18 protein-coding genes are annotated in these 21,399 nt (G+C 32.7%); 10 read left to right on the forward strand and 8 right to left on the reverse strand.

The genetic code is table 11. From position 1 onward, the window contains the following. Positions 1-171: 171 nt before the first annotated feature. The 6 genes from yycI to CCE28_RS07330 form a co-directional block, all read right to left on the reverse strand. Positions 172-981, reverse strand: a complete 810-nt coding sequence (gene yycI, locus CCE28_RS07305; RefSeq protein ID WP_095132474.1) for a two-component system regulatory protein YycI — start codon at positions 979-981, stop codon at positions 172-174. 18 nt (positions 982-999) lie between these two features. Next, the gene (locus CCE28_RS07310) at positions 1,000-2,454 is read right to left on the reverse strand and encodes a hypothetical protein (protein WP_095132476.1); all 1,455 of its coding nucleotides are present in this window, start codon (positions 2,452-2,454) and stop codon (positions 1,000-1,002) included. Positions 2,455-2,485: 31 nt separating this feature from the next. After that, entirely contained in the window at positions 2,486-3,010 is a 525-nt protein-coding gene (locus CCE28_RS07315; RefSeq protein ID WP_095132478.1) for a hypothetical protein, read from the reverse strand. 226 nt (positions 3,011-3,236) lie between these two features. Then, positions 3,237-5,036, reverse strand: coding sequence for an ATP-binding protein (locus CCE28_RS07320; protein ID WP_095132480.1), 1,800 nt, complete (start codon positions 5,034-5,036; stop codon positions 3,237-3,239). Positions 5,037-5,038: 2 nt separating this feature from the next. Continuing rightward, a complete protein-coding gene (gene yycF / locus CCE28_RS07325) occupies positions 5,039-5,728 on the reverse strand; it encodes a response regulator YycF (protein ID WP_095132482.1) in 690 nt (229 codons plus the stop codon). Between the two features lie 80 nt (positions 5,729-5,808). Continuing rightward, positions 5,809-6,612: a peptidase MA family metallohydrolase gene (locus CCE28_RS07330; RefSeq protein WP_176461711.1), complete on the reverse strand. Its 804-nt coding sequence runs from the start codon at positions 6,610-6,612 to the stop codon at positions 5,809-5,811. A 317-nt stretch (positions 6,613-6,929) separates the two neighbouring features. Here CCE28_RS07330 and CCE28_RS07335 point away from each other — a divergent pair, with 317 nt between their 5' ends. After that, on the forward strand, positions 6,930-8,312 hold the full coding sequence (locus CCE28_RS07335; RefSeq protein ID WP_207652867.1) for a S8 family peptidase: 1,383 nt from the start codon (positions 6,930-6,932) through the stop codon (positions 8,310-8,312). 158 nt (positions 8,313-8,470) lie between these two features. On the opposite strand, the gene CCE28_RS07340 is transcribed toward CCE28_RS07335, so the two are convergent. Together CCE28_RS07340 and CCE28_RS07345 are read right to left on the reverse strand one after the other, a co-directional pair. Next, positions 8,471-9,580: a DNA alkylation repair protein gene (locus CCE28_RS07340; RefSeq protein WP_095132486.1), complete on the reverse strand. Its 1,110-nt coding sequence runs from the start codon at positions 9,578-9,580 to the stop codon at positions 8,471-8,473. 163 nt (positions 9,581-9,743) lie between these two features. Then, on the reverse strand, positions 9,744-11,279 hold the full coding sequence (locus CCE28_RS07345) for an aminotransferase-like domain-containing protein (protein WP_095132488.1): 1,536 nt from the start codon (positions 11,277-11,279) through the stop codon (positions 9,744-9,746). Between the two features lie 176 nt (positions 11,280-11,455). Here CCE28_RS07345 and CCE28_RS07350 point away from each other — a divergent pair, with 176 nt between their 5' ends. From CCE28_RS07350 to CCE28_RS07390, 9 genes are all read left to right on the forward strand, one after another. Next, positions 11,456-12,091 carry a YczE/YyaS/YitT family protein gene (locus tag CCE28_RS07350; RefSeq protein WP_095132489.1) on the forward strand — a complete coding sequence of 212 codons (636 nt, stop codon included), beginning with the start codon at positions 11,456-11,458 and terminating at the stop codon, positions 12,089-12,091. Positions 12,092-12,175: 84 nt separating this feature from the next. Next, a complete protein-coding gene (locus CCE28_RS07355; protein ID WP_095132491.1) occupies positions 12,176-12,937 on the forward strand; it encodes a nitroreductase family protein in 762 nt (253 codons plus the stop codon). A gap of 246 nt (positions 12,938-13,183) precedes the next feature. Further along, on the forward strand, positions 13,184-14,104 hold the full coding sequence (locus tag CCE28_RS07360; RefSeq protein WP_176461712.1) for a sugar-binding transcriptional regulator: 921 nt from the start codon (positions 13,184-13,186) through the stop codon (positions 14,102-14,104). 21 nt (positions 14,105-14,125) lie between these two features. Further along, positions 14,126-14,791: an L-fuculose-phosphate aldolase gene (locus CCE28_RS07365; RefSeq protein ID WP_334293510.1), complete on the forward strand. Its 666-nt coding sequence runs from the start codon at positions 14,126-14,128 to the stop codon at positions 14,789-14,791. Positions 14,792-15,042: 251 nt separating this feature from the next. Then, positions 15,043-16,338 carry a Na+/H+ antiporter NhaC family protein gene (locus CCE28_RS07370; RefSeq protein ID WP_095132497.1) on the forward strand — a complete coding sequence of 432 codons (1,296 nt, stop codon included), beginning with the start codon at positions 15,043-15,045 and terminating at the stop codon, positions 16,336-16,338. Positions 16,339-16,626: 288 nt separating this feature from the next. Then, positions 16,627-17,679 (forward strand): S-methyl-5-thioribose-1-phosphate isomerase, encoded by a 1,053-nt coding sequence (locus tag CCE28_RS07375; RefSeq protein WP_095132499.1) that lies wholly within the window; start codon positions 16,627-16,629, stop codon positions 17,677-17,679. Between the two features lie 91 nt (positions 17,680-17,770). Further along, a complete protein-coding gene (gene mtnK / locus CCE28_RS07380; RefSeq protein ID WP_095132501.1) occupies positions 17,771-18,979 on the forward strand; it encodes an S-methyl-5-thioribose kinase in 1,209 nt (402 codons plus the stop codon). 337 nt (positions 18,980-19,316) lie between these two features. Then, complete coding sequence (locus CCE28_RS07385; RefSeq protein WP_095132503.1) at positions 19,317-20,480, forward strand: iron-containing alcohol dehydrogenase; 1,164 nt, start codon at positions 19,317-19,319, stop codon at positions 20,478-20,480. 141 nt (positions 20,481-20,621) lie between these two features. Further along, positions 20,622-21,399 (forward strand): hypothetical protein (locus CCE28_RS07390; RefSeq protein ID WP_141228331.1); only part of this gene is annotated, 778 nt, incomplete at its 3' end.

A 21,399-nucleotide genomic window follows, 5' to 3' on the forward strand; every position in this document is an offset into this window, starting at 1 on the left:
TTATGGAACCCTATGGTTCCCGCAGGCGTCTGCTAACGCAATCTGAACACTCTCCTTTAAAGAGGCAGGGGAATTCTTCCCCCACATCCCCTTATTTTTTACTTATCCATAGTTTTGAAAATTTATAATTTCCTATAACGTAAAAAAAGCATAGAAACTATTTTCTATGCTTTAATATTTATCATATGCGTTTATAAACTTTACTTCTTTATTATCTAGTACTATTCTCCATGCAGGTAAGGCCGTTCCTGATTTTATATTTTCTGCATTGGCAAAGCTTATTTGAGCTGGATCAAACCAGTAACCCAAGCTTATGTCCTTTATTATTACAGGTTTAGGAACCTCTTCTAGATCATCCATTACCTTTAATAGGGCTTTTGTAGCTGGCATTATCTCTCTTTTACTTTTATCTTTCAATATAGGTTTTAGCCATATTCTTTCGAACTCTTCTACTCCGTTAGTAGATACGATAACCTTCATATAGCTATTTTCTAAGAACATTTCCTTGTAAATTTGTTTATACAATATTTCGTATCTATTATTATATGCTAACACATGCCACACTTCTTGGTCTCTATTTTCAAAACCTATTTTTCTTACAAATTCTTCTGCTGTTTTTAAAGCCGTTTCCCTATCTAAGAAATAATTTTCTTCTGAAAAACTTCTTTTATATTTCAATAACTTATTGTTTTCTATACTTAATACGCCACTTTCTCCTACTAATTTTTCCTTTAATTTACTCTTATCATAAGTTTCATACTCCACATCTAAAGGCTCCATCTCTATGACTATTTTAGGAACATCCACATCTACACTTATATCCTTTTCCTTCAATATACCTTTAGTATCATTTATTATTTTATCATCAACTATTAATACATTATCTCTGCCATACATATCCTTTTGAATATTATATATGAGAAATACATTAGTTATGATAAAGGCTATTATAAGTATATTTTTTGCCTTAGACCAATCCATTCATCTCACCAACTTTATCTAAAAACTTTCTACTATTTCACCTGTATAAGCATCTATATAATAAGTTTTTACTGAATTTTTAATTATCCAAATAGGACTTAATTCATTTTTATATTTTTCTTCATAGTCATAATATGCAATTTCTACATTTTCTATTTCTTCAAGTATATTTTTTGAAACATCCTTGAAATTTACCGTATATCCTCTTCTTGGCTTTTCTTGAATATAGTCGTTTTTAATGGTTGTAAAATTTAAATCTATAACCTGCCTAGCCTTTAACATAGAGGTTGTTTCCTCTTCTAGGAATTTCATAACATTTTTTTCATTTTTTACAATTCTCTTGTATAAAACTACTTGCTTTCCAACAACCCTTACTTCAATAGGATCTACTACTTCGCTTTTTATTCCTACACCTTTTGCATATAAGGGTAAATTATTTAACTTATATCCAAAGAAGAAACTATACCCATCTTTATTTTGTTCAACAATCTCTTGTATATCTCTCAAATAAATTTTATTTCCTACCGTATTACCATGGGTAGAAACAAAATTTACTGCTACTTTAAAAGCTTCATCTAGGCTAGTTTTTTCACTAGATAATTGAGGATCTATTTCTTCTATATATTCTATTCTTCCAGTATCTTCTATCCTCAATACTCTTTGACCATATCCATACATATATACAATAGTTCCACTAGTTTCTTTTATCTTTCTAATAAAATCTAAATTATTTCCAAAAAAAGTTTCCGCATATGCTTCTGCCTGTCTTTCGTTTGTAGGCATTATTTCCTTTTCTACCTTTATCTTTTCCACATTTGGAAAGGCTTCTGGCATTAAATTATTATTATTAACACCGTATATGTCTGCTATGTTGTAATATGTTTTATAGTCTGACTTTTCTATGTTGTCTATTTTCTTTAATATATCATCAATATTTAATATGTTACTTATGGCATAATATTGTCCTTTTAATGTATCTGCCACATATACCCTACTATCCAGTTGAGATACTAAAACCTTATTTAAAGATTCTATTACCTTTCCCTTAGCATTTATTTTTAATGTTTCACCTAAATCCTTTACTGGAAATACATAATCAAACTCTAACTCTATAGATTTATGATTTTTAGCTGTTTGCCAAGTTTCATACTCCACTTCTAATACATTTTCTTCCTTATAACTCTCTTGAATGCTCTCCGCTAGAGTTTTCCATATATCATGAGTGTCATAATGAATGATAGTATGCAAACCACCCCCAAAGCTTACAATATATCTCTGGGGGCTTATTATATTTACTAAATTTTCTTTTACCGAACTTGCTATGTTAACCTCTTGTGGAGTAGTTTTCTGTAATGCATTTAATACATTGTTATCAGAAAAATTAATCCCCACATGAGTATTTAATCCTATACTAAGCGTAAATAATCCTACTAAAATAACAGATTTTAATCTTTCTCTATTTCGTTTTCTCATTCCCAGTCCATCCCTTATATGTATCTTTTACCTATTTTTTTATAACATCTTCTAATACGGAAGTCATATCGGCTTTAGGAATTGCTTCTATAGTTTTTATTATTTCTTCCTTTTCACTCTTCACTGTAAAATATTTTACTACATCCTCTTCTTCTTTTCCATCTTCATCTTTCACATTAAAAACAATTTTATAATTTCCTTGGGATAAATCCTTTAGCTCTTTACTATAAAACTTTAAAGATTCACCTTGTTCTATTTCCTCTGGTCCTACTATTATAGAGAAGTTTTCTTCTCCTTCTTCTGTAGTAGGAACTTCCTTATACACACTTAGAGCTACTGACACATTATCTTGAAGCTGAACAGATATTAATACACTGTCTCTTACTATTACATCTTGTTTAGGACTTATTATTTTTACAGGTCTATCTATCTTAAGGGCTTCTTCTATTTTAGTAGCAGGAATACTTCTTTTCTCTACATCTACGCCATAGGCATTTATTCCAGAAGTACTAAGCATGATAAGGACTAGTGTGCTCACTATCATATTCCTTTTCATGTATACGCCTCCTAATTATTAATTAATATATGACTCATTATATATTAGTATTATTACAATTGTGTTACACCTCTTTTAAAATAAAGTTACACCCCTATTTTTTTGTGGAAAACTTTTTAAAAACACGAAGTTATCCACACTTTATTCTGTTTTTTAGGTATAAATTAAAGGCTGAGCCAAAAGGTAAATTTATATTAAATTTAAAACACCTTTTGACCTAGCCTTTTTAGTCTTTTTTCTTGCTTATAGGAATCTTAATAAATACTTCAGTTCCTATACCCTCTTTACTTTCAACAAAAATCTCACCATCATGAGCCACAACTATTTGTTTAGCTATAGATAAACCAAGTCCAGTTCCACCCATTTCTCTAGAACGGGCTTTATCCACTCTATAAAATCTTTCAAATAGTCTAGGAATAGCTCTTTTAGGTATACCTATTCCGTTATCTTTAATTAGGGCTACAGCATAATTTTTATCCCTATATACTTGTACTTGTATATGTCCTCCACTCGGGGTATATTTAATTGCATTACTTATTATATTTATTATTACCTGTTCTATCCTATCTTTATCCACATAAACTGATAAAAATTCATATTTAGTAATAAATGATAGGGTTTGGTTTTTATTTTGTGCAGTTATCTCCATTTTGTTCACAGCATCTTGACCAATTTTAACTAGGTTACTATTTTTCTTATTCCATAGTACCTTCTTAGAGTCAAGTCTGGATAATTGTAATAAATCTCTTACAAGGCCATTCATTCTGTCAGCTTCAGAATTTACAACTTGTAAAAAGCTTACAGCCAAATCCTTTTCTTCTAAAGCTCCATCCAGTAAGGTTTCCGTATAACTTTTTATGCTAGTTAAAGGAGTTTTTAGTTCATGGGATACGTTGGCAACAAATTCTTTTCTCATATTATCTAGTTCTTGTCTTTTAGTTATATCTTGAAGAACCATAACTATACCTGCTTTTCTACCCTTTTCGTCCATGTACGGAGCGTAGCTTGCACTTAGTATATTATCGCCTATTTTTAGGGTTTCTTTACCTGTATAATTACTCATTCTTCTATTTTTTTGAATATATTTTAAAGTTAAGTTTTCATTTAATTTTTTCATTATTTCATCATAGGATTTAGTCCTTATTTCTTCTTCTGTAAGATCTAGCATTTCCATAGCTGTAGGGTTTGCATGTATTATTTCATCATAATTATTTACTGCTATAAGTCCATCTGCCATATAACTTAATATGGTTTCTAGTTTACTCTTTTCAGAAGATATCTGAGATAATGTAACATTAAGTTTAGCTCTTGCATAGTTAAACATTTCTGCTAGTTGTCCAATTTCATCATCAGACTTCACCTCAACTACCTGATTAAAATCTCCCCTGGCCATTCCAGATGCTTTTTTAGTTACATCTATGATAGGTTCTGTTATACTTCTCCCTATTAAAAATCCTAGTATAACCGTAATAAAAAGGGCTATTATAGTCCCCTCTATTAAGATTATTTTGGCTCTCTCTAACCCCTTATACACATCAGAAAGGTCAGCCCTTATATATAAAATACCCTTGGGCTGGCCTCCTTCTAATTGTATAGGAAATGCCATATTTTTAGTTATAATATTTCTTGATTCTATATAGATATCCTTTTGATCAGTTTTCCCATTTCTCGCTTGAGTAAGAAGAGTATAATCAAGGATGTCTATAGCATCCCTGTTAGTTCCACTATTCTTACTTCTAGCTACTATCTTAAAATCCATATTTACTATGAATACTTCTTCTTTAAGGCCTGTTGGCCATTGATCTATGTTTCTTTGAATATCTTCTTTATACTCATTTAAATCTTCAAATCTTGCTATGGTTTTAATAAGACCTTCCTGTCTTCCTAGGTTATTTAGGTTTTCACTCACCATATTAAGCTGATATTCTTGAAACTGCTGTATTATGAAAACACTTACTATAAGCATTGCAATATATACAGGGAGAAAATATATGGTTATAAACTTCCACCTTATACTTTTAAACATCCTTAGGCCCTCCTAAAATAATATCCCACTCCCCTTTTTGTCAATATATATTTAGGATTGCTGGAGTTGTCTTCTATCTTTTCTCTTAATCTTCTTACTGTAACATCTACTGTTCTTATATCACCAAAGTATTCAAATCCCCAAACTTCTTCTAAAAGCTGTTCCCTAGTAAATACTTGGTTTGCTTGAGTGGCTAAATATTTAAGGAGATCAAATTCTCTTAAAGTTAACTCTATTACTTTATCTCTCTTAGTTACTTCATATTTATTTAAGTCTATTCTTAAATTATCAGACTCTATTATATTACTTTTCTTAGTTTCTACAGGAATAGAAGCTCTTCTCATATTAGCTTTAACCCTAGCCATTAACTCCCTCATACTAAAAGGTTTAGTTATATAGTCATCTGCTCCAAGTTCTAGGCCTAACACCTTATCTACTTCTTCTTCCTTTGCAGTTAACATTAATATGGGTGTATCAAAGCTTTCTCTTACTTTTTTACAAACCTTAAAACCATCCACTTTTGGAATCATTACATCTAATAATATTAAATCCGGTTCAATTTTATATACCTTTTGAAGGGCTTCGTCTCCATCATAAGCTGTACTTACTTCATATCCTTCTTTTTTAAGATTAAAAACTAAAATATCCGAAATAGCTCTTTCATCTTCTACTACTAATACTTTCCTGGCCATACTCAGTACCCCCGATTCTTAGCTTTATTTATTATATAGGAAATTATATCATAAAAACTCAAGTGTACATAAAATGAAACTTAATACACGTAAATTTCTTCCACATCTTTCCCAATAACTTTCTTATGAGCTTCATCAAATGATGTTCCCTCTCCTAACTCTATAAGAATCTCATTTAATTTGTCAAAACCATATTCATCTACAAATCCTTTTACATATTCAAAAGACTTTCTATAAGCCTTAAATTCATCTAATTCATAGAAATTTTCAGTAAGGTTTTTCACATTATATATAGTTTCATCTTCCATATCTAAGTTTGATCCCCATTCGTATCCGTTTTTATCGTATTCCATATAAAGACTTATTCCTTCTGTAAACCATATAGGAAAATTTCCTCTACCTATTTCATCTACTATTAGGTGAGTAAATTCATGAACCATAGGCCCTTCTTCCTTAAATATAGTTTCTAGATTATCGTCATCATTTATCCAATTATTTGGAGATAAAACTGAAACTGTATTATAAACATATACACCCATTGGAGGATTACCTTTTCTTAGATTAGTATTTTCATTTAGTTTTTCCCCATCTTCATATATAATTATGATTTTTTTTTCGTCTGATATATAATTGAAGTCTTTAGCCACACTATCATATTTATCTTCTAGGGTCTCTGCTACAAGTTTAGCTGTATTTTCATCTGTGTCATATTTAATTATTAACTTTTCTGTTTCCATAGTTTTAAATGTATCTACTTTTTTTAACATTATTATTTCTCCAATTTCATTAATTATTGGATAAACTTTAGCTTTTATAAAATTAAAGTTAAAGAAAATAACAAGTAAAACAAATACACTTACTAGTAATTTCAATTTTTTTCTCATAGTTAAACCCTCCTTTCTAATTAAAAGAGTCATACTTCGTATGATTCGTTATGGAACCCTATGGTTCCCTTCGATGATTACTATCGTAATCTGAACACCTTCCTTTAAAGAGGCAGGGGAATTCTTCCCCCACACCCCCTTACTTTTTTTACTTATTCACGCTTTTTTAAAACTATAATTTCATAGAAAGTAAAAAAAGACGCTTATTAAACACAATTTATTTAATAACCGTCCCTCGTAATCACTTAGTATATCATACTCTATACACCAATTTCACTGGTAATATTATCCCACTCATAGAACAGTGTCCAAGCCCCATGCATACATTGGTAATGAGAATATATTGTATGGAGTGGTTTGCAGTGAGAAGAAATCGTACCCAGAACAAAGTAGACAAACGCATACAGCAGATTAGAGCTAAATTTGTCCATCCTGTAGTTGTAAGAAGAATGAGTGCTGGTACTAAGGATATTATTCCTACCATAGTATATAGTGAAAATAGACATGAAGATATTGAGGAATGCATAGAGCAGGCAGGGGGCACTATTAAGTATAAGTATCCCTTAATTAATGCTGTAGCAGCAAATATTCCTGCAACGTCTATTGATGATATAGCAGCACATCATATGATTCAATTTATAAATCATGACGCAAAAGTTTTTAAATGTATGGATAATGCCACTTTAGCCATAGTAGCCCATAGAATAAATGATTTAGGATATACAGGTAAGGGAGTAGGTATAGCCGTTTTAGATACAGGAGTTTATCCTCATTACGATTTAACTAGACCTACTAACAGAATAGTTGCTTTTAAAGATATGGTAAACGCAAGAAACTCCCCTTACGATGACGACGGACACGGAACACACGTGTCAGGAATAGCAGCAGGAAATGGATATAGTCAATCAAAATACAAAGGCATAGCACCAGAAGCCAATATTATAGGTGTAAAAGTTCTAGACGGTAATGGTAGTGGATCTACTTCTGATATCTTAGCTGGTATACAATGGGTAATAGATAATAAGGATAGATATAATATTAGAATCCTCAATATGTCCTTAGGAGCACCAGCTGAAAAAAGTTACAGAGAAGACCCATTAGCTAAGGCTGCAGCTAGAGCTTCTCAACAGGGAATATTAGTTTGTACAGCTGCTGGAAATAGTGGTCCTAATGCAGGTACTATAAATAGCCCTGGTATAAGTCCTGATGTACTCACAGTTGGAGCCGTAGATGACAATAAAACCCATACTTACGAAGATGACTTCGTGGCAAGCTTCTCAAGCAGAGGCCCTACACCTTCAGGATTAACTAAACCAGATATTGTAGCTCCTGGGGTTGATATCTATTCATTATCTAACAAAGGTCCTACTTCCTATGTGGCTCATTCAGGAACATCTATGGCTACACCAATGGTTGCAGGCTCAGCTGCCCTATTGATGGAAAAAGAACCTAATCTTAGTGCAGCTCAAGTTAGAAGTAGAATGTTAAATACTACAGTAAACATTAGGGAAGGTAGAAATGCGGAAGGTCATGGAATAATCAATGTTAAAGCTATGTTAGATATTGATGATCAAGATTTATCTAATATAGAAGATTCTCCTCCAAGAAATAGGTCTCCAAGAAGGCTGCCTAAATTTAAACTTCCTAGCACAGAAAATTTTGATCCTAGTCTTTTAGCGTTGTTAATGTTACTTCTATAAAACCTGATAAACCGTCTCCATTTTGGAGACGGTTTATTATTTCTTCTAGTTATAACAATTTAAAAAATAGATTATATAAGAATACCATATTTTCAATTTTGGGTCATCTTAGCTTGATGGCTATGGAATCTATTTTGCAACCACCTAGTTTTATAAAACTAGACCTCTAATTTAAATTTACCAGCCTCATAGATTTTTCCGTTAATCTGTATTTCTATTTTATAATCACCACTATATAGTTTTTTTGTGGTCATTTTCTTAAATAGATGTCTTTTCTCAACTGTTAATCGATCTCCTTGATTAATCATGACTTTCTTTATTTTGAATACTTTTTCAGACTTTTTATTATTTGCCATTGGATAGATTATTTTGTAATCTATGATGAGTCCTTCTTCTTTCTGAGCTGTGATATCAAATGAGAACTCTAAATATTCTCCTAATGTTAAATCTTTTTTCATAATCTTTAATGGATTTACTTCTATCTTTGGTTCATGATGATAACCTAAAAACTCCAAGGTACTTATATGGCCCCTCTTAATTGAAGTTCTTAGTGCATGTCCAATCATATAAGACATCTCTTTATCTGCTTGCTTCTTAGATTTTTTCCATTTGTCTAATATCTCAATCACATAATCAGGATCCATCTTAGACAGGTCATTCAAATGATTGGCTACAGATCTGGTCACATATCTCTCATTGTCATAAAAGAGATTCTCTAGCACTTGTGCACCCTTTTTATAATCAAAATCTATGGCAATAGCCCATGGTAACTTAGGTCTGAGTCCTTCACTGGCTAACCTTCTCTGATCTACATTATCACTAAGTGACCATGCCTTCATCTGTTCATAGGTTTCCTCTGGGAACTTATTAATAAATCTCCTAATGGCAAATTCACCTGAAAAAAACTTTGTAAACTCCCCAATTGTATTTAATGACAGTTCCAAATGCTCTCTTTTACACCCATTGACCATAACATAATCGGCATAGAATGAAAAAGTAAAATCACCAACTTCTGTTGCATATTTTAAGGATTTTAATAAAATAGCAATGGTTGTCTCATAGTCATCTGGTAAATGCTTCTCTATTATCTCACGCATCCATGACATACGCTCTTTCAGTTCACGCTTAGGAAATCCCCTAAGTATATCATCTGTGAAACAACGTTTATCAAGATTGGGGTATGCTTTCACAATACACTCTGCTACTTGTCGGACTGTCTCTTCATTAAATAATTTATCTTTAAGCACAAGTGGCGTTTCTTCTGCCATTACAACACCTACTTTCTACTGATATAAAATTCCGTATAACAATATGGTAACAAATTAAATATGCCACCTGTATGTCATATTATAAAATTTTTTTATACTTTAAACCTTATTTTTTAAGAGTAGTTAGATTTTCAAATCTGTATAAAATGACAACTCTCTAAAATCATACACCTGGCATTTGTCCATGTCTACGACTCTCTTTATACACATCATCCATAAGCCTACATAGGATCTTTATGGATTCTGTTACAAGGGACTCTTCAAGAAAAGTAAAACAAAGTCGCAGTTGGTTACTACCCCGCTTTTCTGCATAACAAAACTCCCCTGGTAAAAAGGAAATATTGCACTCCATCACGGCACGATAATGAAGGAGATGACAATTATAATCTATGGGAAATGTGATCCAAAACAACATTCCACCTTTTGGTTTCTGAACCTTTACATAGGTAGGCAAATTTTCTTTTAACAGTTTGTAAAGGCGATCTCTCAATTGTTTAAGTTCATATTTCAGATTAAGTATAAACTGTTTTTGTTCTAAGGAATTTAAATAAGGGGCTAAAAACTTCTGACTGATGGAAGGTGCACCAAAATCCAAATTGGATTTTGCAGTTACAAGCCGTACATACAGACTACCTGAAGCGATGATGGCAGATAGTCTATAAGCTGGACCATAGACCTTACTAAATCCACAAATATAAATAACCCGTTCATGCCGATCCATGGCTTTTAATGGTTCTGGTGTACCTTCAAATGCAACCTCACTCCAAACATCATCCTCAAGGATGATAAAATTATGTTCATCAGCCAGTTCCAAAATCATTTGTTTGCGTTCCAGTGTCATAACCGCACCCGTTGGATTCTGAAAGCTTGGCATGGTATAGACCAATTTAACTTTGTATGTTTCGCAGACAGACAGTAAGGCCAATGTATCCATACCATTATCATCAACAGGAACTTCAACGATATGGGCTCCGCGATTCTTGAACACATCGATTGCCCCTGGAAAGGTTGGTGCACCCACCACTACCACATCTCCCGGACCTATATAGGTCATAGCCACCAGATTAATGGCCAATTGTGACCCACTGGCAATTATGATATTTTTACTTTGTGTATGAATATTACGTTCCAGTACATATTCCCTCACAGCTTCCCGCATTTTCAAATCCCCTTCAATAGGTGGATAACGGCCCAAGTCATTTAAATCTTTATCCATGTTTTGTGTAAATTTATTAAAAATGTCTGCAGTGGGAAGATAAGATTGGCCTAAAGCTGCAATGGATAGATTTGAACCATTGTATTTTGGTGATAGACTCACATTGTATCGAAAGCTACCTCTTGAAATGTAATCCTGTATTTGATCCTGCCAATGGGAATTGTCCAACTCTTCTTTGAGTTCGTTACCCATCAAGCCTTCCAATCCAAAACCTAGTTCCACTTGAGAAGCTGAAAGATCCTTTATACGTGATCTCACGAAAGTGCCGCGACCGTGGACTTTTTCCACAAGGCCTGCTTCAGCAAGGTTATTGTAAACCTTTACGATGGTCATTGGACTAACATGCAATTCCTCACACATCTTCCTAATTGATGGTAAACGAGTCTCAGGTTTTAGGATTCCAGATCGAATGCGATTTTCGATCTCCGTATAGATTTGTTCCAATATAGTTATTGAACTGTTTCGGTTAATTAAAATTTTCATCCAATTCACCTCATTTCACACCCAGTATATCACAGAGCCAAATAGTGTTATAGTGTTATACCCAAAGTAATCAAAAGTGTTATTTTTCAAATTTGACTGTTCTACACCCACTTTATATATAATAAAAGTACATTTGAGTCATATAAATGCATATAGATTTATTGGAGGGATATCATATGAATTTAACTTTTAGGAATGTTGTGAGGCTAATACTTGGGTTATTCCTTTACGCATTGGGAATTGCTCTTACGGTTCAAGCAAATTTGGGAGTTGCTCCATGGGATGCTTTTCATCAAGGACTGAGTAATATGATTGGAATTACATTCGGGCAGGCTAGTATAGTGGTTGGACTGATTATTGTTTTTTTCAATATCATTTTAAGTGAGAAAGTCGGAATAGCTACGATACTTAATATGTTCCTTATTGGACTATTTATAGACATGATTTTTGGATCTGGAATAATTCAGAAATCAAACTCTATACCAATAGGATTCATGATGCTAATCACTGGAATGTTTGTTATTGCAATTGCCACATGGCTTTATGTGGGTGCTGGATTGGGGTCTGGTCCACGTGATGGTCTTATGGTGGCTCTTACTCGAAAAACGAACCACACCGTAGGTCTCATTCGTAGCTTGATCGAGTTAACTGCCCTTATCCTCGGAGCTTCACTAGGAGGCCAAATCGGTATAGGAACTGCTATTCTTGCATTCTGTATTGGCCCAATCGTACAAATTACGTTTAAATTACTCAAGTTTAACATTAGAGAAGTAGAACACACTTATATTGTTCGTTCAAAGGCTTCTCAATAAGTACACGAGTTTGAGTACGTAGATACCATTATATGAAAATGAAATGAGAGGTGTATATATGAACAAATAGAAAGGAGAATTCAAATGAACGAAACAATACAATTCATTAACAACCGGGTCAGCATTCGTAAATTCAACAACAAGCCTATTGATGAAAAAATCATGGATAATATCATACATGCTGCCATGCGGGCACCAACAGCTGGGAACATGATGCTTTATTCCATCATCAAAATTCAAGATAAAGATATGCTCAAAAAACTTAGTGAAACCTGTGATCATCAGCCTTTTATTGGGAATTCAGACACGGCTTTGTTATTTGCTGTGGATCTTTATAAATGGCATAAATATTTTTTACTAAATAAAGTACCTGAATATGCTAAAAGAACCAATAGAGTATACGAAGGGCCAACTTTAGGCGACTGTATTCTCGGTATTAACGATGCACTTATCGCTGCTCAAAGTGCAGTCATTGCTGCTGAGAGTTATGGGGTAGGAAGCTGTTATATTGGGGACATCATGGAAAATATCGAGGTACATCGCCAGCTACTTAATCTTCCAAAGTATGTTTTCCCTGCTACCCTGATTGTATTTGGAAACTATGATCATCAACCTAAGCTGAGAAGTCGTTTTGCAAAAGAATTTGTGGTCTTTGATGAAAAATATAAATCATTATCCGATGATGAAATTAAGGAAATGTTTAAAGAGCAGGAAGCTAAGTTCAACTCTAATCCAGTCAGTGATTTTGAGAACTTTGCTCAACAATTTTATAACCGCAAAATAGGATCGGATTTTTTCAAGGAAATGAATCGATCCCTAAAGGAAATTATGAAGGATTTTAAATAAATTAACCAACGCTTAGTAGCCATTAAAAATCATGCCCTTGTTCAATTCCATATTGAACAAGGGTTTTGTATTTCAAGGCATAAACAGTTCTTTTATTATTAAAATATTCTACTCTTTTAATATCATGAAATTCAAATATAAAGTACAAGGAAACTCCATTGAACTTTTTGGAATATAATAGTATAATTTTCATAAAATGTTACAAAAGAACATTTGATGAGCATATGTCACACTCGGAGGTATAAAGTGCAAAATTCTAATAATCGTGAGTTAATAAAAATTGCATACTATTATTATGAAAAAGGCTTAACCCAAGCTCAAATAGCAAAAAAAATGGTTATGTCTAGGCAGAAAGTAAATAGATTATTGAAAAAAGCTCGTAATGAAAATATAGTCCAAATCAAAATTATAGATATTGACAAGTACAATTTAGAACTTGAAACCAAGCTAGAAGAAAAATTCAACTTAACCCAAAGTGTAGTGGTTTCTTCTATTGATGAGGACATGATAACTACTAGTCTTGGTATAGCTGGGGCTGAATATTTAGAAGAATTACTTGTAAAGGGCGATGTTGTTGGAGTCACATGGGGAAAGACATTGTCAGAGGTGGCCAATAGATTATCCTATAATAGTAAACTACAAATACCAGTTGTCCAACTAATAGGAGGACTTGATATAGGTTTTACTGCTCTAAAGCCTGATGAAATCACTAGAACTATTGCCGAAAAACTTGGTGGGAACCCTTATTTGTTATATGCTCCTGCTATTGTAGATAATAAGGAAACTAAAACTGCCATGATTTCTGATGATAGTTTAAAAACTACTTTTAAGAATATGGAAAAATGCAACGTTATAGTAGTTGGTATAGGAGAATTAAATAAAAATAGTACCCTATATTTTAATAAACAATATACAGAGCATCTTCTATCTCGTAAATGTGTTGGCGATATTGGATTTAGATGGTATAACAAAGATGGTGAAGCTGTAGATCACGACTATAAGGATAGAACTATAGGATATGACATCCTTGAAAATAAAAGCAATGCCCTAGTTGTAGGAATAGCAGGTGGAAAAAGTAAATACCAATCTATATTAGGAGCATTAAAGGGAAACTATATAGATGTATTAATCACTGATAGTGACATGGCTAAAGAATTGATTAAATAATTTTATTACTCCAAAAAGGGGATGATATACTTGAGATTTGAAAAAGAACGACAATTAATTGTTGAATATGGTAAGAAACTAATTACCAGCAATTTAACTAAAGGTACAGGAGGCAATATTAGTATTTTCATGAGAAATGAAAAACTAATGGCCATAACTCCAAGTGGAATTGATTATTTTGAAATGAAGCCAGAAGATGTGCTGATTATGGATCTTCATGGCAATGTGATTGATGGAGATAAAAGACCATCTAGTGAGTATTCCATGCATAGAATTTTCTATGAAAAGAGAGAAGATATTAATGCAGTAGTTCATGTACACTCTACATATTCTACTACCTTATCTTGTATGAATTGGGAACTACCAGCTATGCATTACTTAGTTGCAATTTCAGGTGGAAAAAATGTACGATGTTCAGAATATGCAACCTTTGGAACAGAAGAGCTTGCTATAAGTGCCTTTGAAGGAATGAAAGATAGATATGCTGTCTTTCTAGCTAACCATGGACTACTTGCAGGTGCAAAAGATTTACCTAATGCTTTTAACAAAGCAGAAGAAATTGAATTTTGTGCAGAAATATATTGTAGAACGAAGGCTTTAGGGGAGCCTAAAATACTTTCAGATGCTGAAATGAATAAAATGTTAGGATTATTTCAAAGCTACGGCCAAGTAAAAACAGAGGAATAGTTATTATTAAAAACTGCAGGGAAAATAACTCATATTCCGCATAACCAATTTTTATTCTAAAGTTTGTATCCATTTTCCATATATCACTAAAATATATTTTTCATACTTCCATTGGAAATATAGTAATAATGATCTTGTATAATATGTATTCTCTATTATTTAATGCTGTCATATATTTTGCGAAATATGAGATATAAATAATAAAAGTAGAATAGATTATTCTAACTACTATTATATGAGGGGGAAATCACATGGATAAAAAGAGTAGTTTTGCAGGATTGTCACCTTTAGTATTTTTCTTAGCATTATTTATGGGCACGGGAATTATAACAGGTAACTTTACTAATATGCCACTATTATTAGCATTTATTTTTGCTTCTGGATTCGCTTTACTATTAGATAAAAAGGGTGAAAAAACATCTTTATCCGATAAGATTGACATCTTTTCCAAAGCTGGAGGAGAACCTACTATTATATTAATGGTTGTCATCTTCTTATTAGCAGGAGCTTTCTATTCAATTGCAGATGCAATGGGTGCCGTTAGCTCCATAGTAAATTTAGGATTAAATGTATTACCAGCAAACATGCTATTACCAGGATTATTTTTGGTTGGATGTATCTTATCCTTTTCAATGGGTACTTCCATGGGTACTGTAACTGCCCTAGCTCCTATTGGTGTTGGAATAGCAACTCAAACTGGTATTAGTCTACCTTTAGTTTTAGGAACAGTAGTAGGTAGTGCCATGTTTGGAGATAATCTATCCTTTATTTCAGATACAACAATAGCAGCCACAAGAACTCAAGGAGTAGAGTTAAGAGATAAGTTTAAATCAAACTTATTCATTGTTTTACCTGCTGTTATCATCACTCTTATAATATTGTCATTCATGTCTGGTGGAAATGCACAATTAGATACTTACGAATATTCATTAGTAAGAATAGTTCCATATGCAGCCATTATTGTTAGTGCATTAATTGGCTTAAATGTTATGGTAGTTTTAGCTATTGGTATAAGTTCTGGTGCTGTAATAGGTTTAGCAATGGGTGATTTTAATATGGTTGAACTCTTTGGAGTATTACAAAGAGGAATGGGATGGATGGAAGATTTAGCTATCATCGCCATTGTAGTAGGTGGATTAGTTGGCCTTATGGATTACTATGGTGGTATTAATTATCTACTAGAAACAGTTTTATCTAAAGTAAAAACTAAAAAGGGAGCACAGCTTGGAATAGCTTCTCTAGTAAGCTTAATAGATATAGCTACAACTAATAACACCATATCTATTATTACAGCTGGACCATTGGCAAAGGATTTATCTAAAGAGTATGATATTAACCCCATAAGAACAGCAAGTATTTTAGACATATTCTCATCTGCTTTCCAGGGTATAATACCATATGGTGGACAATTATTATTAGCTGCAGGAATTGGTAAAATATCACCAGTAGAAATTGTTCCTTTTTCAATATATTCATTTTTAATGATTGTTTTCGGATTACTATCAATTATGTTTGACTTCTCAAAAGTAAGAAGTACAAATAATTAGATTTAGAGATAAACTGTGTCCAATCTAAGGTTATGTGAACCTACTTCAGTTCAATAAATCAAAACGTTTCAAAGGTAAGTCACTATCAGGCTATGGAGTGTGAATATTATATTTACGGTAGAAGGTTCACAATTGTTTGCTGCATAGGATGTTCTGATGTTCCACCTTATGAAAAATTTTTGATTCATTTCACTTCGTAGGTGAGCAAAGTTTATTGGATTTGGAAATGGTGTGTGTATATCACTATATAATTTATCTTTAAAATCGAAGAAGAAAGGCAGGAAAGCTATGGAACGAGTAGATAAAGGGCTAGCCTTCATGCTTAGATATGAAAATGTAGCTTGGTATGAAAATGGCAAAGTAAGAATATTAGATAGAAGAATTTATCCAACAGAATCAAAGTTTGTTACATGCAATACCCATGAAGAAGTTGCACAGGCTATTACAGATATGGTAACTCAAAGTGCTGGGCCCTATACGGCAGCAGGGATGGGTATGGCTTTAGCTGCTTATGAATGTAGGAATTTATCTTATGAAAAACAAATGGAATATTTAGAAAGTGCCGCTTATAAATTGGCAAATGCAAGACCCACAACTGCAAACAGAATGACCTTAATAGTTAAGGGATGTTTAAATGTTGCTAAGGTTGCTATGGAAAGTGGTCAACAGGTTGACGAGGCAATTTTTGAGCATACTGTTAAATCAATAAATAACCGTTATTCAAGAATAGGCGTGGTGGCAAAATATCTAGTAGATATGTTCCCGCAAAACGGAAATATCATGACCCAATGCTTTGGAGAAACTATTGTGGGTATGATGCTAAAGGAATGTAAAAAACAAAATAAAAATATTAAACTATTTTGTCCAGAAACTAGACCCTATCTTCAAGGAGCTAGACTTACTGCAAGTGTAGCGTATGATCAAGGGTTTGATGTTACTGTAATTACGGACAATATGCCTGCATTTACTATGCAAAATAAAAATATAGATCTATTTACATCAGCGGCAGACTCAATTTGCTTAGATGGTCATATAGTAAATAAGGTAGGAACAATGCAAATAGCTATTGTGGCTAAGCATTTTGGTGTACCATATTTTGTAACGGGTATTCCAGATAAGGATTATCACTCTATTTCACAGGTTAAAATTGAGGAAAGGGATCCTAACCAAGTATTAGAATTCAGAGGTATTAAAAATACTATGGAAGGAGTTAAAGGATATTATCCATCTTTTGATATTACTCCTCCTCATTTAGTAAGTGGTGTAGTTACAGATAAAGGAATACTAAGCCCTTATGATTTGCATAGATACTTCGAATCAAAGGTAGAAAACTATTATTAGAATTACACAATAAGGGATGTTCAAAAAATAAATTCTATATTCATAAAGAAAATTATTTTTGGAACATCCCTAAGTTTAAGGAGTTGATAACTTGTCTAGATTTAACTCACATTTCAGAATGGAAGTAGAAGATGCTATCCTTTATGCAAAGGAAAATTTACATATATTCAATGAAAACGCCCAACTAGAAGCTACGGAAATCGGTGATGGCAATATAAATTATGTATTCAAAGTTTGGGATGTAAATACTAAGGAATCAGTTATAATTAAGCATGCTGATATTCTTCTTAGGTCTTCAGGTCGTCCTTTGGATGTAGATAGAAATAGAATAGAAGCAGAAGTCCTAATGTTACAAAATAATTTAGCTTCTGGACTAGTTCCTAAAGTATATAAATATGATCCCGTAATGTGTGCCCTATCAATGGAGGACATATCTGATCATAGGAATTTAAGGAAGGAACTATTGGAAAGAAAAACTTTTCCATGCTTGGCAGATCACATAACTACATTCATTGTGAATACTCTTTTACCAACAACAGATTTAGTTATGGATTCAGGAGAAAAGAAAGATAATGTTAAAAACTACATTAATAAAGATCTTTGCAAAATATCAGAAGACCTTGTATTTACAGAGCCTTTTATTGATTACAAGGGTAGAAATATTGTGTTAGAAGAAAACATGGAGTTCGTAAAAAAAGAGCTATACGAGGATAAGGAATTAATCCTTGAAGCAGGAAAGCTTAAAAATAATTTTATGAATAATGCCCAAGCATTGATACATGGTGATTTACATTCTGGCTCTATCTTTGTGAAAGAAGACTCTACTAAAATATTAGACCCAGAGTTTGCCTTTTATGGACCTATTGGATACGATCTTGGAAATGTAATAGGAAACTTATTTTTTGCATGGACAAATGCTATTGTAACAGCAGATCCTAAGGATATGGAAGAGTTTCAAGTATGGATTGAGAAGACTATAGAGAATATCTTAGAGCTATTTAAGGACAAATTCATAAAACTATATAAGGAAATAGTAACAGATGTAATGGCAAAGGAAGAGTATTATATGAATTGGTATTTAGACTCTATCCTATCAGATACGGCAGGAATAGCTGGCCTTGAAATTATCAGAAGAGTAGTTGGAGATTCAAAGGTTTTAGATATTACAAGTATTACTGACATAGATGCAAGAATTAAGGCAGAGAGATTATTAATATTAACAGCTAAAACCTTTATAAAAAATAGAGATAATGTTAAGACAGGTAAAGAATACATAACAATATTTAATAGTAATATATAAAGGTAAATTAGGATAAACATATAAACCATGTCCAATCTAAATGTATATGAACTTACTTCGGTCATATACATAAAAAATATTTTATAAGGTAAGTCACTATCAGACTATAAAGTGTGAATAGTATATTTACGGTAGAAGGTTCACAATTGTTTACAATACATGATGTTCTGATATTCCACCTTCTAAAAATTTTTTATCCATATTCCCTTGTAAGTAGCTAGAGTTTATTGAGTTTGGAAGTGGTATATATACATATATATTAATAGGTTATGTGAATTGAAATAAGTTTAGGCCTTAGTGTAATAAGCCTAAACTTATTATATGAGGAGGATTAAAGATGAATAGTTTTTATTATTATAATCCAACAAAGTTAGTATTCGGGAAGGATTCAGTTTCTAAAATGGGAAACTACATTCCTAAAGATGTAAAGAAAATACTTCTTCATTATGGGAAGGACAGTATTAAGAGGTCTGGTTTATATGATGAAGTAATAGAAATATTAAAAAATAATAAAATAGAAGTTATTGAACTTTCTGGCGTAGAACCAAATCCAAAGGTTAGTCTAGTAAGGGAAGGTGTAAAGATTTGTAAAGATAACAACATTGACTTTATATTGGCAGTAGGGGGAGGAAGTGTTATAGACTCTGCAAAGGCCATATCAGCTGGAGTGTACTATGAAAAGGATGTATGGGAATTATTCACAGAAGGAATAGAGCTAAAAAGAGCTTTACCCTTAGGTGTGATTCTTACCCTTCCTGCAACAGGCAGTGAGAGTAGTTCTGCTACAATAGTTACCAATGAAGAAACGTTACAAAAACTAGGACTAGAAAGTGATCTTTTAAGACCTAAATTTGCCCTATTAAATCCAGAACTTACTCTAACATTACCGAATAAACAAACATTTGCAGGTATAGTAGATATTTTATCCCATGTTATGGAAAGATATTTTACTAATACTACAGATGTGGAACTTACTGATAACTTATGTGAAGGAACCATGAGAGCAGTTATATCTAATGCATATAAGTTACTAGACAATCCTAATGACTATGGAGCAAGGGCTGAAATAATGTTAAGTGGAACTATTGCCCATTCTGGAATTCTTGGATTGGGAAGAGAAGAAGATTGGGCTAGCCATAGGATAGGACATGAAATAACAGCATTGTATGGAACAACCCATGGTGTTACCTTATCCATAGTACTTCCTGCATGGATGAAATATGTTTATAAAGAAAATATAGATAGATTTGTTAGGTTTGCAAAATTTGTTTTTCATGTGGATAGCAATGATAAAACCAATGAAGAAATAGCCCTATTGGGAATAGAAAAGTTTGAAGGGTTTTTAAAGGATATTAAAATACCTATAAGGTTAAAAGAGGAAGGCATCCCTTATGATGATTTTAATACTATGGCAGAAAAATGTACTGGATCTGGTTCAATTGGTCGCTTTGTAAAGCTATCTAAAGAGGATGTAGTAAAAATATTAGAAATGGCAAAATAATATAATTAAACTTTATAGAACCTAATAAACCGTCTCCAAAATGGAGACGGTTTATTATTTCCTCCCTTCTCAATAGTTTAGTGGCTCTGTAACAGTGTTAAAACACAGGCATATAATAAATATAGAAAGGGGGTTTTGAACTTGACTAATCATTACAAATCATATCAAGATAGATATACCTATTGTAAACCACATCCTAAGTATGAATATAAAGACTGTGATGAGAATAAATGTAAGAAGATATTTAAAAGGAAATGTGATTGTCCTGTAAATGAGACTGTTGGAACTAGTGGTGATTTCACTTTAGAATGTGGAAATTCCTTAAAGATTTTCCAAAGTGATGAGCCCGTTGAAATGAGCGCAAATGTAAGATTAACAGATGACACTAATGAAGACCTATGCAATTTAAAAGTTAAAGTACTCTTACACAATGGAAATGTCTTAGAATTTGATATTCCCAATCCTAACGTTACAACAAATCCAAGTGAAGAGAATGGAATTTCTTTTTATAGTAAAAACGTCTGTACAGTAACAATTGAATGTGAAAGCGACTCAGGAGTAAGATGTGAAGGGCGGTGGACTTTTACATTACCTCTTAGAGGGTCAGAAAAGGATTTAAAATGCGAATGTCCGGTGAATGAAAAAATTGGTCGCAGTAATAATTTTACATTAGAGTGTGGAAGTTCTCTTATATTCTTTCAAAGTGATGAGCCTACTGAAATCTTCGGTAGGGTAAATCTAGAAGACTTCTCAGGGCAAAACAGCTGTGATTTAAGGGTCATTGCAGAACTAGCAAATGGAGATACCTTAGAATTTAATATTCCAAATCCTAATCTTACAACAAACCCAGATAGCAGTACTATTGCTTTTTATAGTAAAAATGTATGTAGAGTGACAATTGAATGTGAAAGCGACTCAG

Source organism: Anaeromicrobium sediminis (assembly GCF_002270055.1).
Classification (GTDB): Bacteria; Bacillota; Clostridia; order Peptostreptococcales; family Thermotaleaceae; genus Anaeromicrobium; species Anaeromicrobium sediminis.

Excerpts from the sequence above, each read along its gene's own strand:
- CCE28_RS07330 (WP_176461711.1), bottom strand. The coding sequence starts at position 6,612 with ATGAGAAAAAAATTGAAATTACTAGTAAGTGTATTTGTTTTACTTGTT.
- CCE28_RS07315 (WP_095132478.1), bottom strand. The coding sequence starts at position 3,010 with ATGAAAAGGAATATGATAGTGAGCACACTAGTCCTTATCATGCTTAGT.
- CCE28_RS07350 (WP_095132489.1), top strand. The coding sequence starts at position 11,456 with ATGAATTTAACTTTTAGGAATGTTGTGAGGCTAATACTTGGGTTATTC.
- CCE28_RS07385 (WP_095132503.1), top strand. The coding sequence starts at position 19,317 with ATGAATAGTTTTTATTATTATAATCCAACAAAGTTAGTATTCGGGAAG.
- CCE28_RS07375 (WP_095132499.1), top strand. The coding sequence starts at position 16,627 with ATGGAACGAGTAGATAAAGGGCTAGCCTTCATGCTTAGATATGAAAAT.
- CCE28_RS07335 (WP_207652867.1), top strand. The coding sequence starts at position 6,930 with ATGCATACATTGGTAATGAGAATATATTGTATGGAGTGGTTTGCAGTG.
- CCE28_RS07310 (WP_095132476.1), bottom strand. The coding sequence starts at position 2,454 with ATGAGAAAACGAAATAGAGAAAGATTAAAATCTGTTATTTTAGTAGGA.
- CCE28_RS07320 (WP_095132480.1), bottom strand. The coding sequence starts at position 5,036 with ATGTTTAAAAGTATAAGGTGGAAGTTTATAACCATATATTTTCTCCCT.
- yycI (WP_095132474.1), bottom strand. The coding sequence starts at position 981 with ATGGATTGGTCTAAGGCAAAAAATATACTTATAATAGCCTTTATCATA.
- yycF (WP_095132482.1), bottom strand. The coding sequence starts at position 5,728 with ATGGCCAGGAAAGTATTAGTAGTAGAAGATGAAAGAGCTATTTCGGAT.
- CCE28_RS07370 (WP_095132497.1), top strand. The coding sequence starts at position 15,043 with ATGGATAAAAAGAGTAGTTTTGCAGGATTGTCACCTTTAGTATTTTTC.
- CCE28_RS07365 (WP_334293510.1), top strand. The coding sequence starts at position 14,126 with ATGATATACTTGAGATTTGAAAAAGAACGACAATTAATTGTTGAATAT.
- CCE28_RS07345 (WP_095132488.1), bottom strand. The coding sequence starts at position 11,279 with ATGAAAATTTTAATTAACCGAAACAGTTCAATAACTATATTGGAACAA.
- CCE28_RS07340 (WP_095132486.1), bottom strand. The coding sequence starts at position 9,580 with ATGGCAGAAGAAACGCCACTTGTGCTTAAAGATAAATTATTTAATGAA.
- CCE28_RS07355 (WP_095132491.1), top strand. The coding sequence starts at position 12,176 with ATGAACGAAACAATACAATTCATTAACAACCGGGTCAGCATTCGTAAA.